The 13,927-nt window shown below is 74.0% G+C and carries 11 protein-coding genes and 1 pseudogene; 7 read left to right on the top strand and 5 right to left on the bottom strand.

Features of this window, described 5'->3' with window-relative positions; all coding sequences use genetic code 11:
- Window positions 1-4: 4 nt before the first annotated feature.
- Window positions 5-808: a VTT domain-containing protein gene (locus tag ACFZBD_RS09875; RefSeq protein ID WP_391138374.1), complete on the bottom strand. Its 804-nt coding sequence runs from the start codon at window positions 806-808 to the stop codon at window positions 5-7.
- A gap of 68 nt (window positions 809-876) precedes the next feature.
- Here ACFZBD_RS09875 and ACFZBD_RS09870 point away from each other — a divergent pair, with 68 nt between their 5' ends.
- The 3 genes from ACFZBD_RS09870 (at window position 877) to ACFZBD_RS09860 (ending at window position 4,216) form a co-directional block, all read left to right on the top strand.
- The gene (locus ACFZBD_RS09870; protein WP_391138372.1) at window positions 877-1,575 is read left to right on the top strand and encodes a DNA alkylation repair protein; all 699 of its coding nucleotides are present in this window, start codon (window positions 877-879) and stop codon (window positions 1,573-1,575) included.
- Window positions 1,576-2,106: 531 nt separating this feature from the next.
- Window positions 2,107-3,285 carry an elongation factor Tu gene (tuf, locus tag ACFZBD_RS09865; RefSeq protein WP_391138370.1) on the top strand — a complete coding sequence of 393 codons (1,179 nt, stop codon included), beginning with the start codon at window positions 2,107-2,109 and terminating at the stop codon, window positions 3,283-3,285.
- Between the two features lie 139 nt (window positions 3,286-3,424).
- Complete coding sequence (locus tag ACFZBD_RS09860) at window positions 3,425-4,216, top strand: fused MFS/spermidine synthase (protein ID WP_391138582.1); 792 nt, start codon at window positions 3,425-3,427, stop codon at window positions 4,214-4,216.
- A 27-nt stretch (window positions 4,217-4,243) separates the two neighbouring features.
- Here ACFZBD_RS09860 and ACFZBD_RS09855 read toward each other — a convergent pair whose 3' ends face one another.
- Window positions 4,244-5,593 (bottom strand): MFS transporter, encoded by a 1,350-nt coding sequence (locus tag ACFZBD_RS09855; protein WP_391138367.1) that lies wholly within the window; start codon window positions 5,591-5,593, stop codon window positions 4,244-4,246.
- A gap of 48 nt (window positions 5,594-5,641) precedes the next feature.
- Window positions 5,642-6,772 (bottom strand): hypothetical protein, encoded by a 1,131-nt coding sequence (locus ACFZBD_RS09850; protein WP_391138365.1) that lies wholly within the window; start codon window positions 6,770-6,772, stop codon window positions 5,642-5,644.
- A gap of 143 nt (window positions 6,773-6,915) precedes the next feature.
- Here ACFZBD_RS09850 and ACFZBD_RS09845 point away from each other — a divergent pair, with 143 nt between their 5' ends.
- The 3 genes from ACFZBD_RS09845 to ACFZBD_RS09835 all read left to right on the top strand — a co-directional run bounded on the left by ACFZBD_RS09845 (window position 6,916) and on the right by ACFZBD_RS09835 (window position 11,410).
- The gene (locus ACFZBD_RS09845) at window positions 6,916-7,353 is read left to right on the top strand and encodes a DUF4442 domain-containing protein (RefSeq protein ID WP_391138580.1); all 438 of its coding nucleotides are present in this window, start codon (window positions 6,916-6,918) and stop codon (window positions 7,351-7,353) included.
- A 493-nt stretch (window positions 7,354-7,846) separates the two neighbouring features.
- On the top strand, window positions 7,847-10,597 hold the full coding sequence (locus ACFZBD_RS09840; RefSeq protein ID WP_391138578.1) for a glycoside hydrolase family 3 C-terminal domain-containing protein: 2,751 nt from the start codon (window positions 7,847-7,849) through the stop codon (window positions 10,595-10,597).
- A gap of 99 nt (window positions 10,598-10,696) precedes the next feature.
- Window positions 10,697-11,410 carry a VTT domain-containing protein gene (locus ACFZBD_RS09835; protein WP_391138363.1) on the top strand — a complete coding sequence of 238 codons (714 nt, stop codon included), beginning with the start codon at window positions 10,697-10,699 and terminating at the stop codon, window positions 11,408-11,410.
- 73 nt (window positions 11,411-11,483) lie between these two features.
- On the opposite strand, the pseudogene ACFZBD_RS09830 reads toward ACFZBD_RS09835, so the two are convergent.
- Window positions 11,484-12,012 (bottom strand): annotated as a pseudogene (locus tag ACFZBD_RS09830) (gamma carbonic anhydrase family protein).
- A gap of 186 nt (window positions 12,013-12,198) precedes the next feature.
- Here ACFZBD_RS09830 and ACFZBD_RS09825 point away from each other — a divergent pair.
- Window positions 12,199-12,978, top strand: a complete 780-nt coding sequence (locus ACFZBD_RS09825; RefSeq protein WP_391138361.1) for a DapH/DapD/GlmU-related protein — start codon at window positions 12,199-12,201, stop codon at window positions 12,976-12,978.
- A 38-nt stretch (window positions 12,979-13,016) separates the two neighbouring features.
- Here ACFZBD_RS09825 and ACFZBD_RS09820 read toward each other — a convergent pair whose 3' ends face one another.
- On the bottom strand, window positions 13,017-13,886 hold the full coding sequence (locus tag ACFZBD_RS09820; protein ID WP_391138359.1) for an EamA family transporter: 870 nt from the start codon (window positions 13,884-13,886) through the stop codon (window positions 13,017-13,019).
- Window positions 13,887-13,927: the final 41 nt, after the last annotated feature.

The raw sequence follows: 13,927 nt of genomic DNA, 5'->3' as shown, positions 1-13,927 counted from the left end.
GCCGCTATCCCCGCTCCCTGTCCGGACCGCCCCGCACGCCCGCGCCCATTCCGGCCCCGGCCAGCGGGCGTTCCGCCTCGACGCGCTCCGGCGACGGGGCCGCCGCCTTCGCCCGGAGGCTGTGCCGCTTGCACCAGGCGACGACCGCCGCCGCGAGGCCGGACAGCACGATGAACCCCATCGAGATCAGAAAGGCGGGCGAGGTCGGGGAACCGGCCTGGCTGCCCGCCACCACGTACGCCGCCGTGTTGGGGATCGACCCGATCCCGGTGGCGAGCAGGAACGGCGCGTACCCCATGCGGGAGACCGCCGCACAGTAGTTGGCCGCGGCGAACGGCACCCCGGGGAAGAGCCGGATCGCCAGCATCGAGCGGAACCCGTGCCGGCTCAACTGCCCGTCGGCCGCCTTCAGCCAACGGCCCCGCACCAGCGGCCGCAGCGCCTCCTGACCCAGCAGGCGCCCGAGCGTGAAGGAGATCCCCGCCCCGAGGACCGTCCCCGCCACGGCCGCCCCGAGCCCGGCCTGAGTGCCGAACAGCGCGCCCGCCGCCAGGTTGAGGATCGGCCGGGGCACGAAGGCCGCCGTGCACAGCCCGTACGCGAGGCCGAACAGCACCACGGCCCCCGCACCGCTCATCTGGGGTGGCCAGCCCTCGGCGAGGAGCCGCTGGGGCTCGAACAGCACCACCGTCGTCGCGGCGCACACCAGCACGACGGCGAGGAGGGAGAGCCGAGCCCGGGGCGAGAGCAGCGCCCGGGAGCAGCGGAGAGCGAGGGAGCCCGGCGGCCGGGTGACGGGGGCAGGCATCAGGGGAGACTAACCGAAGAGGACATGTGATCGCCGTAATGTCCGTCATCCACCGTACTGTGAGATGCATGACGATCGCCGTGCCCGACAGCGCTCTCGCCGACGCCGTACTGGCCCGCCTGGTGAAGGTCTACCCGTCCGCCGCGAACCCCTTCCGGGCGCAGGAGCAGATCGCCTACATGAAGGGTGTCGCGCCCTTTCTCGGCCTGCGCACCCCCGAGCGGCGCGCCCTCTCCCGCACCGTCCTGGACGGCCTCGCGCGCCCCGGCGAGGACGACTGCGCGGCCGTCGCCCTCCGCTGCTTCGCCCTCCCCGAGCGGGAGTACCACTACTTCGCCGTCGACTATCTCCGCCGCCACGTGACGAGTTGCTCCTCGGACTTCCTGCCCGTCGCCCGGCAGCTCGTCACCACCGTCTCCTGGTGGGACACCGTCGACCACCTCGCCGCACACGTGGTCGGTGGGCTCGTGGCCGCCGACCCCGGCCTCGCGGCCCGCATGGACGAGTGGATCGAGGACGACGACCTGTGGGTGGCGCGCACCGCGCTCCTGCACCAACTCCGGTTCAAGGCCGCCACCGACACGGAGCGCCTCTTCGCCTACTGCCTGCGCCGGTCCTCGCACCCGGACTTCTTCATCCGCAAGGCGATCGGCTGGGCGCTGCGCGAGTACGCGAAGACCGCGCCCGGGGAGGTGCGGGCCTTCGTCGGGGCGAACGAGGGGCGGCTCTCGCCGCTCTCCGTACGCGAAGCCCTGAAGAACATCTGACGGTTGCCGGTGCCGGCCCGCCCTGGCGGCCGTGGGTCGGTAATCGGGGGGTGTGAACGGTGGGATCGGGGGCATGCGCGTGGGGAGCGCATGGGACCGCTCTGGATATGCGGGGCTCCGCCGAACTCCCCCCTCGGCGGGCCTCCGGGTGGCGAAGGGCCCGCACCACGTGGTGCGGGCCCTTCGCACGGGCGGACCCGCCTGCTGCGGGCAGGCGTCCTGGATGACCTCGCCGCCGGCGACGGGGGCGGTTCCCCCCGGTCGTACCGGCCGGGAAAATCGTTCGACGCCGACGGCCCGTCCCGCCATGATCGTGGGCATGTCCCGGTACGCCTTCCTCGCAGCACGGCCCGCAGTCGCGGCCGCGCCGAAGGCTGCCGATGCTCCCCTCGCCTCCTTCGCGTACTCCGCCGCCGCTTTCGACGGCGCCCGAAGCTGACCCTCCCCGGATCGTCCGGCGGACCCCGTAGGGGGAGGGTCGGTTCGGCCCCGGGGTCCCCTCACGCTTCGAGCTCAAGGAAGAGCGAAACCATGCCCAAGACGGCATACGTGCGCACCAAGCCGCACCTCAACATCGGCACCATGGGCCACGTCGACCACGGCAAGACCACCCTGACCGCCGCCATCACCAAGGTCCTCAGCGAGCGCGGCACCGACAGCCCGACGTCCTACGTCTCCTTCGACCGGATCGACCGCGCGCCCGAGGAGGCGCAGCGCGGCATCACCATCAACATCGCGCACGTCGAGTACGAGACCGACACCCGCCACTACGCCCATGTCGACATGCCGGGCCATGCCGACTACGTCAAGAACATGGTCACCGGCGCGGCCCAGCTCGACGGGGCGATCCTCGTCGTGTCGGCGCTCGACGGGATCATGCCGCAGACCGCCGAGCACGTCCTGCTGGCCCGTCAGGTCGGCGTCGACCACATCGTGGTGGCCCTCAACAAGGCCGACGCGGGCGACGACGAGCTGACGGACCTGGTCGAGCTGGAGGTGCGGGAGCTGCTGACCGCGTACGGTTACGGCGGCGACTCCGTCCCGGTCGTACGCGTCTCCGGCCTCCGGGCCCTGGAGGGCGACCCGCGCTGGACCGGGGCGATCGAGGCGCTCCTCGACGCGGTGGACACGTACGTGCCCATGCCCGTGCGCTATGTGGAGGCGCCGTTCCTGATGTCCGTCGAGAACGTCCTCACCATCACGGGGCGCGGCACCGTGGTCACGGGGGCGGTCGAGCGGGGCACGATCCGCGTCGGCGACCGCGTCGAGGTCCTCGGCGCGGACACCGAGACGGTCGTCACCGGGGTGGAGACCTTCGGCAAGCCCATGGAGTCGGCGGAGGCGGGGGACAACGTGGCGCTGCTGCTGCGCGGGGTCCCACGGGACGCCGTCCGACGCGGCCACGTGGTGGCGGCGCCGGGCAGTGTGGTGCCGCGCCGCCGGTTCACCGCCCAGGTCTACGTCCTGTCGACGAAGGAAGGCGGCCGCACGACGCCGGTCTCCACCGGCTACCGGCCGCAGTTCTACATCCGCACGGCGGACGTGGTCGGCGACGTCGACCTCGGCGTCACCGCCCTCGCGCGCCCCGGCGACACGGTCACCATGGCCGTCGAACTCGGCCGCGACGTACCGCTGGAGCCGGGCCTCGGTTTCGCGATCCGCGAGGGCGGCCGCACGGTCGGCGCCGGGACGGTCACGTCCGTGGGGTGACGGCCGCCGGCCCGCCGGCCGGGGCGAGCGGGGTGGGGGGACCGCCCCCCGCCCCGCTCGGCACAATGGGGAGGTGAACGAGAGCGCGAACGAGCAGATCCCCGTCGTGCGGGATGTCGATCAGGGTGTCGCCCGGCTCATGCCCGACGTCGACCGGGCGCGGGCGTGGCTGCTGACCGTCGACGGGGCGCCCCAGTCGTACGTCGACCTGGATGAGCCGGCGTATCTGGAGTTCGAGTACACGCGCCGGCTCGCCCACGTCCTCGACAGCGCCGCCGACGAGGGCGAGCCCCTCGATGTCCTGCACCTGGGGGGTGGGGCGCTCACCCTGCCGCGTTACGTCGCCGCCACCCGGCCCGGTTCGCGGCAGGAGGTGATCGAGGCCGACCGGGGGCTGCTGGCCCTGGTCGGGGAGCGGCTTCCGCTGCCGGAGGGCTCGGGGGTCGCCGTGCACGCCGCGGACGCCCGCGCCTGGCTGGAGGAGGCGCCGGAGGGAGCGGTGGACGTGCTGGTCGCCGACGTGTTCGGCGGCTCGCGGGTGCCCGCGCATCTGACCTCGGTCGAGTACGCGCGGTCCGCCCGGCGCGTCCTGCGGCCCGGCGGGCTCTATGCCGCCAACCTCGCCGACGGCACCCCCTTCGCCTTCCTCCGCTCCCAACTCGCCACGTTCGCCGCCGTCTTCCCCGAACTCGCGCTGATCGCCGAACCCGCCGTCCTGCGCGGACGCCGCTTCGGCAACGCCGTTCTCGTCGCCTCCGACGCGGAGATCGACACGGCCCGCCTGGCCCGCCGCGCGGCCGCCGACGCGTTCCCGGCGCGGGTGGAGTACGGCGCCTCGCTCGCCCGCTTCACCGGCGACGCCCGGCCCGTCCACGACGAGGACGCCGTGCCCTCTCCGGTACCTCCGGACGGGTCCTTCAGCATCGGGTGACACGCTCCGGCGAGGGCGCCGGACGCCCTACGGCCGCGCCTGCGCGGCGGGAGCCGCGCGGGGGACGGCGCCCTCGTCCAGGCCCGTCACCCGCTTCGTACGCCGCGTCAGGTTCCGTACGTCCGGGACCAGCAGCACCAGCCCCGTCACCACCACGATCAGCGCCGCCGAACCCCACAGCGCCGACCCGCGCCCGAAGACGTTCTCCGCGGGGCCCGCGAGCGCCGTCGACAGCGGCAGCATCGCCGTCGAGCCGAAATAGTCGTACGCCGAGACCCGCGACAGCTTCTCCTCCGGGATCTCCTGGTGCAGCGTCGTCATCCAGGCCACGCCGAACACCTCGATCGCCGCTCCGCTGACGAACATGGCGATGGAGACCCCGACGACGTCCAGCGGCACCGCGAGCGCCGCCGAGGGCAGCGCGATCGGGAACACTCCCAGCGTCCCCACGAGCAGCATCCGCCGCGGTTTCCACCGCATCATCAGCAGCGCGCCGCACAGCATCCCCGCGCCGAAAGCGGCCAGTGCCAGCCCCCAGGGCCGGGCCCCGCCCAGATGGTCCCGGGCGACCAGCGGCCCGTACACGGACTCGGTCGCGCCGATCAGCGCCACCACGATGGAGAACTGCGCGACGATCGACCAGAGCCACGGGCGCCCGACGAACTCCCGCCAGCCCTCCCGCAGATCGGAGAGGAGACCGCCGCCCGGCTGCCGGGCGGCGATGTGACCGACGTCGAGGAAGGCGCGCAGCGCCCCGGCGACGGCGAAGGCCGCCGCGTCGATGGCGAGCACCCATCCCGGGCCGACGGCGGCGATCATCGCACCGCCCAGCGCGGCTCCGCCGATCCCGGCGCCGTGCATGCCCATCCGGAAGAGCGCGAAGGCCCGGCTGACCTGTTCGCCGCTGACGCTGGACATCAGCATGCCCTCGGCGGCGGGACTGAAGAAGGCCTGGCCCGTGCCGCACAGCGCGGTCAGGGCCATCATCTGCCACAGCTGCGGGTCGCCGGTCAGGACGAGGACCGCGAACGCGCCCTGCGAGACGCAGTTGAGGGCGTTGGCCGCCACCATCACGCGGTGGCGGGGGAGGCGGTCGGCCAGGGCGCCGCCGATCAGCAGGAAGAGGACGAGCGGCAGCGTACGGGCCGCCGCCACGAGGCCCACGTCGCCGGCGTCGCCACCGGAGTGGAGGACGGCGAACGCCGCCGCGATCAGCGCCCCGTGCGTACCGAGGTTGGTGATGATCGCGGCGGCGGTCAGCAGCAGATAGTTGCGCCCCGCCCACTCGGGGCGGCGCGAGCGCCACCGGGACGAGGGAGCGGGAGGCGGCGGCGGGACGACCGGAGGGGAGGGGGGTGGAGCGGCGGGAGAGCTCACTGGGGGACTATCCCCGCCGCCGCCCCCTCGGACCAAGCGATTTACCGGTCAGGAGGTCGCCGGTGCCAGCCGCACGGTGGAGAGGATCTGCCGGATCACGGCGTCCGACAGTTCGTCCTTGACGTTGTCCGCGCCGTAGAGCACCCACGAGGAGAAGTCGCCCTGCGCGTTCTTGAAGGAGAACGCGATGGACTTCCCGTCCGCCTCGCACTTGTTCCGCTTCTTGATCCCGGGCGCGACCGCCGTCGACATGCTGCCCTTGAGGCCGGACTTGGTGGTGTACGGCACGGACTTGGTGATCTTGATGGTGCCCTTGGGCATGTGCTGCGCGTACCCGGCCCACACCCAGTTGCCGGCCTCGTTGAACGCGGCCTCGTCGGTGTTCTTGGCGCCCTGACCGCCCTTGGTGCCCACGCTGCTCAGGCCCCAGCTCTCGTCGGTGCCGTTCTTGTCCTCGTCGAACGTGCACCACTTGCTCTTGTACCGGGCGGGCGCCGACATCGTGACGACGGGGCTGCCGTCGTTCTTCTTCTCGTCCTCGAAGAACGTGACCGAGCCGGGCTTCAGCAGCTCCCACTCGGGCGGCACGTCGAACAGCGTGCCGTACTTCGGGTTGTGGACGACCTTCCAGCCCGGGATCGTCGGCTGGAGTTCGGCGTCGTCCCGCGGGTTGTCGAGGGCGGAGGAGGACGGTGAGGGGGGCTGGGAGGCCGACGTGGACGGCTTGGGGTCGTCCGCGACGGAGTTTTTGTCGTCGTCCCCGCCGATGACGAGGAAGCCGGTGACTCCCGCGGCCACGACCACGGCGGTCGCCGCCACGATCGCGATCAGCGTCGTCTGCTTCTTCTTGCCGCCGTCCGGACCACCGCCCGGCTGCACGGGACCCGGCATGCCGTACTGCGCCACGGTCGGCTGCTGGTACGGGTTCGGTTGCGGGTGTCCGGGCTGCCCCGGCTGCTGGGGATAGCCCTGAGGCGGCTGCTGCGGGTACCCGGGCTGACCCTGCGGCTGCGTCGGCGGCTGCTGCGGGTATCCCGGCTGCGGCTGCGTGGGCTGCTGATACGGGTTCGGCTGCTGCGGGTAACCCGGCTGCGGCTGCGTCGGCGGCTGCTGGTACGGGTTCTGGTTCTGGTCCTGCGGGTTCTGCTCGCCCCCGGGCGGCTGCTGTCCTGGCCACATGGCCAGTAACCATAGAGGTGCGGCGGGGACGCGGCTACGCCCGCCCCCGTCCTGACCCGCGCCGCTCTCCGCCCGGGCCTGCGGGGACGGGGATGGTCATCGTGGCTACTCGCGGGTAACATTCGCGCATGAGCGCAGACCAGATGTCCGTCGGCGAGATGCTCGCCGCCACGGTTCCCATGGCCAGGACCCTCAACCTCGAGTTCCTGGAGACCACTTCCGAGCGCGCCGTCGTCCGCATGCCGGACCAGGCCGACTACCACAACCACGTCGGCGGCCCGCACGCCGGAGCGATGTTCACGCTGGCCGAGTCCGCCAGCGGGGCCATCGTCCTCGCCGCCTTCGGCGACCAGCTGAGCCGCGCGGTGCCGCTCGCCGTCAAGGCGGAGATCGGCTACAAGAAGCTCGCCATGGGCGTCGTCACCGCCACGGCGACCCTGGGCCGCCCGGCCGCCGAGGTCGTCGCCGAGCTGGACGCCGGCGAGCGCCCCGAGTTCCCCGTCCGGATCGCCATCACCCGCGAGGACGGCGCCGTGACCGGCGAGATGACCGTCGTCTGGACCCTGCGCCCGAACTCCTGACACCGAACGAGGGCTCGGGCCGCTACCCACGTTTCCGACGTGCGTCCGTGGGCGCCGCGCGGGGGCAACACGGGCGGGGTCGGTTCCGACCCGCGCGAGCATGCGTCCGTGGGCGCCGCGGGCGTGCGCCGTACCGGCGTCCGGTCTCCGTCCCGTCACGGGCGCCCGGCTTCCCGCCCGCCGTCGGCGTCCGGCTCCGCCCGGCCTCCCGTGGGTCGTCACGGCCGCCCCCGCACCTCTTCGGGTGCGGGGGCGGCCGTGTCTCGGGGCACTGCCCCGGAAACCGACGGACCGTCACGCATAGTGCGCAGGACAGCCACACGGCATCCGCGCCCGCGAAGGAGCAGCCACCTTGTCCGACGTCCCGCCCCGTCCGCTGCCGTCCGCTCCCGCGACCTCCCCCTCGCCTTCCCCTCCGTCTGCGCTTCCGGCCTCGTCTCGGGCAGGGGACGGGGCCCGTGCGACCGGTGCGGCACGGACGGAGGAGCGGGCGCTGCCGCGGCGCGGGCTGCTGCTCCTGCTCGGCGGCGCCGCCGCCCTCGCGGCCGTCACCGGGGCGACCGCCGCCGCGGCCGCCCCCGCGCGCCGGCCCTCCGGTCCGGGCGGCGACCCGACCGACGGCGCGGCCCCCGAGCCGGTCCCCGACCGCGTCGCGGACCTGCTCGCCCGGCTCACCCTCGACGAGAAGATCTCCCTGCTGCACGGCGCGAGCGACCCCGAGAACCTCGGCCAGGCCGGTTACGTCCCCGGCGTCCCCCGCCTCGGCATCCCGGCGCTGCGGCTCGCCGACGGCCCCGCCGGGGTCCGGGTCCGCCGCACCGCCACCGCGCTGCCCGCGCCCGTCATGCTCGCCGCCGCCTTCGACCCCGGCCTCGCCCGCGACTACGGCCGGGTCCTCGGCCGCGAGGGCCGCGCCCTCGGCCAGGACGTGATGCTCTCCCCGATGGTCAACCTCATCCGCACGCCGTACGCCGGGCGGAACTTCGAGACCTTCTCCGAGGACCCCCTCCTCACCGCCGACCTGGCCGCCGAGCAGATCCGGGGCATCCAGGCCGAGGGGATGGTCGCCACCGTGAAGCATCTCGCCCTGAACAACCAGGAGAAGGACCGGATGACCGTCGACGTCCGGGCCGGGGAGCAGACCCTCCACGAGACCGAGCTGCGCGCCTTCGAGGCCGCCGTCGCCGCCGGGGCCGGCGCCGTGATGGCCGCGTACAACAAGGTCGACGGCTTCCACGCCACCGAGAGCCGGACGCTGCTCACCGACATCCTGCGCGACCGCTGGGGCTTCGACGGCTGGGTGATGAGCGACTGGGGCGCCGTCCACTCCACGGGCCCCGCCCTCACCGCGGGCCTCGACATGGAGATGCCCGGCGGCCGCCACTTCGGCACGCCCCTGCGCACCGCCGTGCGCGAGGGCCGGGTCGCCGAGGCCGACGTCGACAGGGCGGTACGGCGGCAGCTGACCGTACGGGAGCGGTACGGGCTGCTCGGCGACCCGGCGGACAAGGCGCCCGGCGGGACCACGACGGCCGGGACGACGACCGGGACACCAGACGGGACGACGAGTACGGCTGGGGCGACGGGTACGGCTGGGACGACGGGTACGGCTGGGGCGGCCGAGGCCGCTGACGCGGCCGGGACCGCGGGTGCCGGAGCCACCGCTTCCCCCGTCCCGGTGCCGGAACGGGCGAGGCCCCGCCGGGACGCCGCGGCGGGCTCCGCGTTCGCGCTGCGGGTCGCCACGGCCGGGGCGACCCTCCTCCGCAACGAGCGTGGCGCCCTGCCGCTGACCGGCGCCGCCGCCCGGTCGATCGCCGTCATCGGTCCGACCGGAGCCGTCCCGTTCGTCAGCGGCGGCGGCAGCGCCCACGTCGTCCCCGACGCGGCCAGCAGCCCGCTCGACGCCCTCCGGGAGCGGGCGGGCGACGACGCCACGGTCACGTACACCCTCGGCGAGGACGTGTTCGGCACGGCCCTGCCGGCCCTCGAACCGGCGACCGACCTCGACGGGGTCACGGTCGCCCCCGGCGCGACCTGGACCTACGAGGGCACGCTCACGGTCAAGGACCCCGACGAGTGGACCTTCCTCGTCCACCACGGCGGAGCACGGCCGTCCGTGACCCTCGACGGAGTCGAGCTCTTCCCCGCGGCGCCCGGCCCCGGGCAGGTCTACGCCGGCGGCATCGCGGGCCGTGCCCCCGACGGCCTCCTCATCCGCCGCACCGCCCGCACGCTCACCGCCGGCCCCCACCGCCTCACGGTCACGGCGGAGGGCGGCGCGCAGGGACAGGCGTTCCGGCTCCGCGCGAAGACGACGGCCGGACGCGCGGCGGACATGGCGGAGGCGGCGCGGGCGGCCTCGGCCGCCGAGAGCGTGGTGCTCTTCGCCTTCGAGGAGGCCACCGAGGGCCGGGACCGGTCGCGCCTCGCGCTCCCGGGCCGGCAGGAGGCCCTCATCGAAGCCGTGACCGCCGCCAACCCCCGGACGACCGTCGTCCTGAACACCTCGTCGGCGGTCACCATGCCGTGGCTCGACCGGACCGCCGCCGTCCTGCAGATGTACTACCCCGGGCAGGAGGGCGCGGCCGCCACGACCGCGGTCCTGTTCGGCGACGCCGAGCCCGGCGGCCGCCTCACCCAGACCTTCCCGGCCGCCGATGACCGCCACCCCACGGCGGGCGACCCGCGCCGCTATCCCGGGCAGGGCGGAGCCGTGGAGTACTCCGAGGGCATCCACGTCGGACACCGCTGGTACGACGCCGAGGGCGTGGAGCCGCTCTTCCCCTTCGGGCACGGCCTCTCGTACACGACCTTCGCCTACCGGCGCCTGGTGGTCACTCCGGCGCCCGCCTCCCCACCCGTACCGGACACGTCCCCGAACGCCTCGCCCGCCACGGCGGGGGGCGCGTCCGCCGAGGCCGGGCTCTCGGTCTCCTTCACCGTCCGCAACACGGGCGACCGGGCCGGCACGGAGGTCGCGCAGGTCTATCTCGGCCCCTCGCCCGACCTCGCGGCGCTGGGCGTGGACCAGCCCCGTCAATGCCTCGCCGGCTATCTCCGGATCGACCTCGAGCCCGGGGAGCGACGGCGGGTGACCGTGCCCGTCAGCGCCCGGACCCTGTCCTCCTGGGACGTGGCACGGCACGACTGGGTCCTCGGCACCGGGCGGCGCACGGTCCGCGTGGGCTCCTCCTCGCGGGCACCCAGGCTCTCCGCCGACGTCACCGTCCGTTCCCGGTGAGCAGGTAGGCTTCCCCGGCGTGCGCGACGCCGCGCACGCCAACGACCTTGGGCCGACAGGCGAGCCCGGAGTTCACGGTCGATACGGGAGGAACTCGCGTTGCACGTCCAGGAATGGCTGGAGACGATCCCCGCGGTCGCCATCTACGCGCTGGTGGGAGTGGTGATCGGGCTGGAGAGCCTGGGCATTCCGCTGCCCGGTGAGATCGTCCTCGTCAGCTCGGCCCTGCTCGCCTCGCAGCACGGCGACATCAACCCGTACGTCCTCGGCGCCTGCGCCACCGCCGGCGCGATCATCGGCGACTCGATCGGCTACGCCATCGGACGCCGGGGCGGCCGGCCGCTGCTGGCCTGGCTGGGGAAGAAGTTCCCCAAGCACTTCAGCGAGGGCAACATCGCGCTCGCGGAGCGGTCCTTCGAGAAGTGGGGCATGTGGGCGGTCTTCTTCGGCCGCTTCGTCGCCCTGCTGCGCATCTTCGCCGGACCGCTCGCGGGCGTCCTGCGCATGCCGTACTGGAAGTTCCTCATCGCCAACGTCTTCGGCGGCATCCTCTGGGCCGGCGGCACCACGGCCGTCGTCTACTCGGTCGGTGTGGTCGCCGAGGCGTGGCTGAAGCGCTTCTCGTGGCTGGGGCTGGTCCTCGCCGTCGTGGTCGGCCTCACCTCGATGCTCGTCCTCAAGAACCGCGCCAAGAAGGCGGCGGACCGGGTCGAGGCCGAGCGGGCCGCGTCCGTGGCGGCCGAGTCGGCCCCGGCCGCCCCCACGGCCGCCGCCGCGGCGTCGACGAAGGAGCCCGTGCCGGTCGCGGAGTAGAAGCGGCGGCCGCCACGACCACGGCGGTACGACGAGGGGCGCGGCGCCGTGACGGTGCCGCGCCCCTCGCGCGTCAGTCCTCGTAGATCTCGGCGTGGGCCTTCGCCAGATGCAGGTACATCTCGGCGTTGAGGGATGCCGTCCCGCTCCTCCTGCGTCAGCTCGCGCCGGACCTTCGCCGGCACGCCCGCGACCAGCGAGCCGGGCGGCACCTGCATCCCCTGCGGCACGAGCGCCTGTGCGGCGACGAGGGAGCCGGCGCCGATGCGGGCGCCGTTGAGGATCGTCGCCCCCATGCCCACCAGGACGTCGTCCTCGACGGTGCAGCCGTGGACCGTGGCGTTGTGGCCGACCGTGACCCGGTCGCCGATCGAGACGGGGAAGCCGGGGTCGACGTGCACGGTGCAGTTGTCCTGGACGTTCGAGTCCTCGCCGATCACGATCGGCCCGCAGTCGGCGCGCAGCACGGCGTGGTACCAGATGCCGGCGCGGGCGCCGAGCGTGACGTCGCCCAGCACGACGGAGGTCGGGGCCGTGAAAGCGGTGGGATCGATCCGCGGTTCCTTGCCGCCCACACCCTTGATCAACGCCTGCTCGGTCATCGTCCGCTCCTGATCGCTCGCTGTTCGGTCGCGCCTGGGGGCACCCTACGAGATGGCGTGCGCGCGCCCGCGGCCCGCCGGTGGGCCGGTGGACGCGCCGGGGCGGGCGACCCGCGCCCACACCCGTAACGGACATCACAACGCGCGTCGCCGATCGGTCGCGGCGGGGGCGACTACCGTGTGCGGGTGCCCAGGAACAGAAACACGTTCTCGTCTCTCGCCGGCCGACGGCGCCGCCTCGTGGCCCGCGTCGTGCGGGCCGGCTGGCGCTGGGCGCAGGAAGCCGGCGCCGTGACCGCAGAATCGCCGGGGCGCCTGCGGTTCCGCCGCATCGGCGCGGGCACCCGGCTGGCGTTCCCGCAGGGCACCGTCTTCGGCGAGCGCTGGATCGAGATCGGCGAGCACTGCATCATCGCCGAACAGGTCACCCTCACCGCGGGCATGATGCCCGGCCTCGACCTCGGCCCGGACTCCATCCTGACCCTCGGCGACGGTGTGGTCCTGGGCCGCGGCAGCCACGTCATCGCCGACACGACGGTGACGATCGGCTCGGAGACGTACTGCGGGCCGTACGTCTACATCACGTCCACCAACCACAGTTACGACGATCCGCACGTGCCGATCGGCAGGCAGTGGCCGCGCTCCGAACCCGTGGAGATCGGGCCCGGCTGCTGGCTGGGCACGGGCGCGGTGATCCTGCCGGGCGCGCGGATCGGCCGCAACGTCGTCGTCGCGGCGGGCGCGGTCGTACGGGGGGAGGTGCCGGACCACGCGGTGGTGGCCGGGGCCCCGGCCCGCGTGGTGCGCCGCTGGGACCCGGAGCAGGGCTGGCAGCCGCCGATCCGGACGCCGGCGCCGGTGCCGATCCCGGAGGGCGTGACGCCCGAACAGCTCGCCGCGCTCGCCGAACTGGAGCTGGCGGAGGCGGTCGAGGGCGAACTGAAGGACGCCCTCAAGGATGCCTGACCCCGCTCCCGCCCTCCCCCGGCGCGCCCCGCCGTCCCTCAGCCCGTCGCGAGCAGGACCGTCCCCACCAGGGCGAGACCCGCGCCCGCCGCCTGGACGGCCCGCAGCCGCTCCTTCAGGACTCCGCGCGCGGCGAGCGCCGTCACGACCGGGTAGAGGTTGGCGAGGACGGCGGCGATGGTGACCGGGCCGTTCTGCGCGGCGATCGAGTACGTGCCGTTGGCGGCGACGTCGGCCAGGCCGACGAAGGCGAGCGCCGGGAGGGCCGCCCACACGACCCGCATCCCGCCGCCGTCCTCCGGCAGCGCCCGCCCGCCCCGCTTCACCGAGACGACCAGCGCGCCGCCGCCCACCAGGACGTTCGTGACGCGCTGGACGAACAGGGCCAGGAAGAGGCCGGTCAGCGTCGAGGAGGCCTCGGCGATGAGGGCCATCACGGAACCGAACCCGAAGGCGGCGACGAGCGTGAGCAGGACCGCCTGGCGCTGGACGGGCGCGCCGCGCAGCTCCGGGCCCCCGGCGAGGACGATGCCGAGGACGGCGACGCCGATCCCGGCGAACTGGAGCAGCCCCGGCCGGTCCCCGATCAGCAGGCCGACCGAGACCGGCACGATGACGCCGAGCGAGCCGAGCGGGGAGACCACACCCATGGGGCCGAGGGCGAGCGCCTTGTAGAAGGCGAGCATCGCGACGGGTCCGACCACGCCCGCCCCCACGGCGTACCAGAGGTCCGGGCCGATCTCCGTCCAGCCGCCCGTCGCGATCACGACCGCGCCGAGGACGACGACCGCGATCGACTGCGAGGCGACGACGACGGTCAGGGCCGGCATGCGCCGGGTGAGCAGTCCGCCGCCGAAGTCGGCCAGGCCCCAGAGCAGAGCGGTGGCCAGGGCGAACAGGGCGGTCATGGAATCCTCGCAGGGTGGGGGTCTCGCAGTACAGTGCGGTG

Source organism: Streptomyces sp. NPDC008121 (assembly GCF_042957155.1).
GTDB lineage: Bacteria > Actinomycetota > Actinomycetes > Streptomycetales > Streptomycetaceae > Streptomyces.
This window is presented reverse-complemented; position numbering and strand designations above follow the sequence as displayed.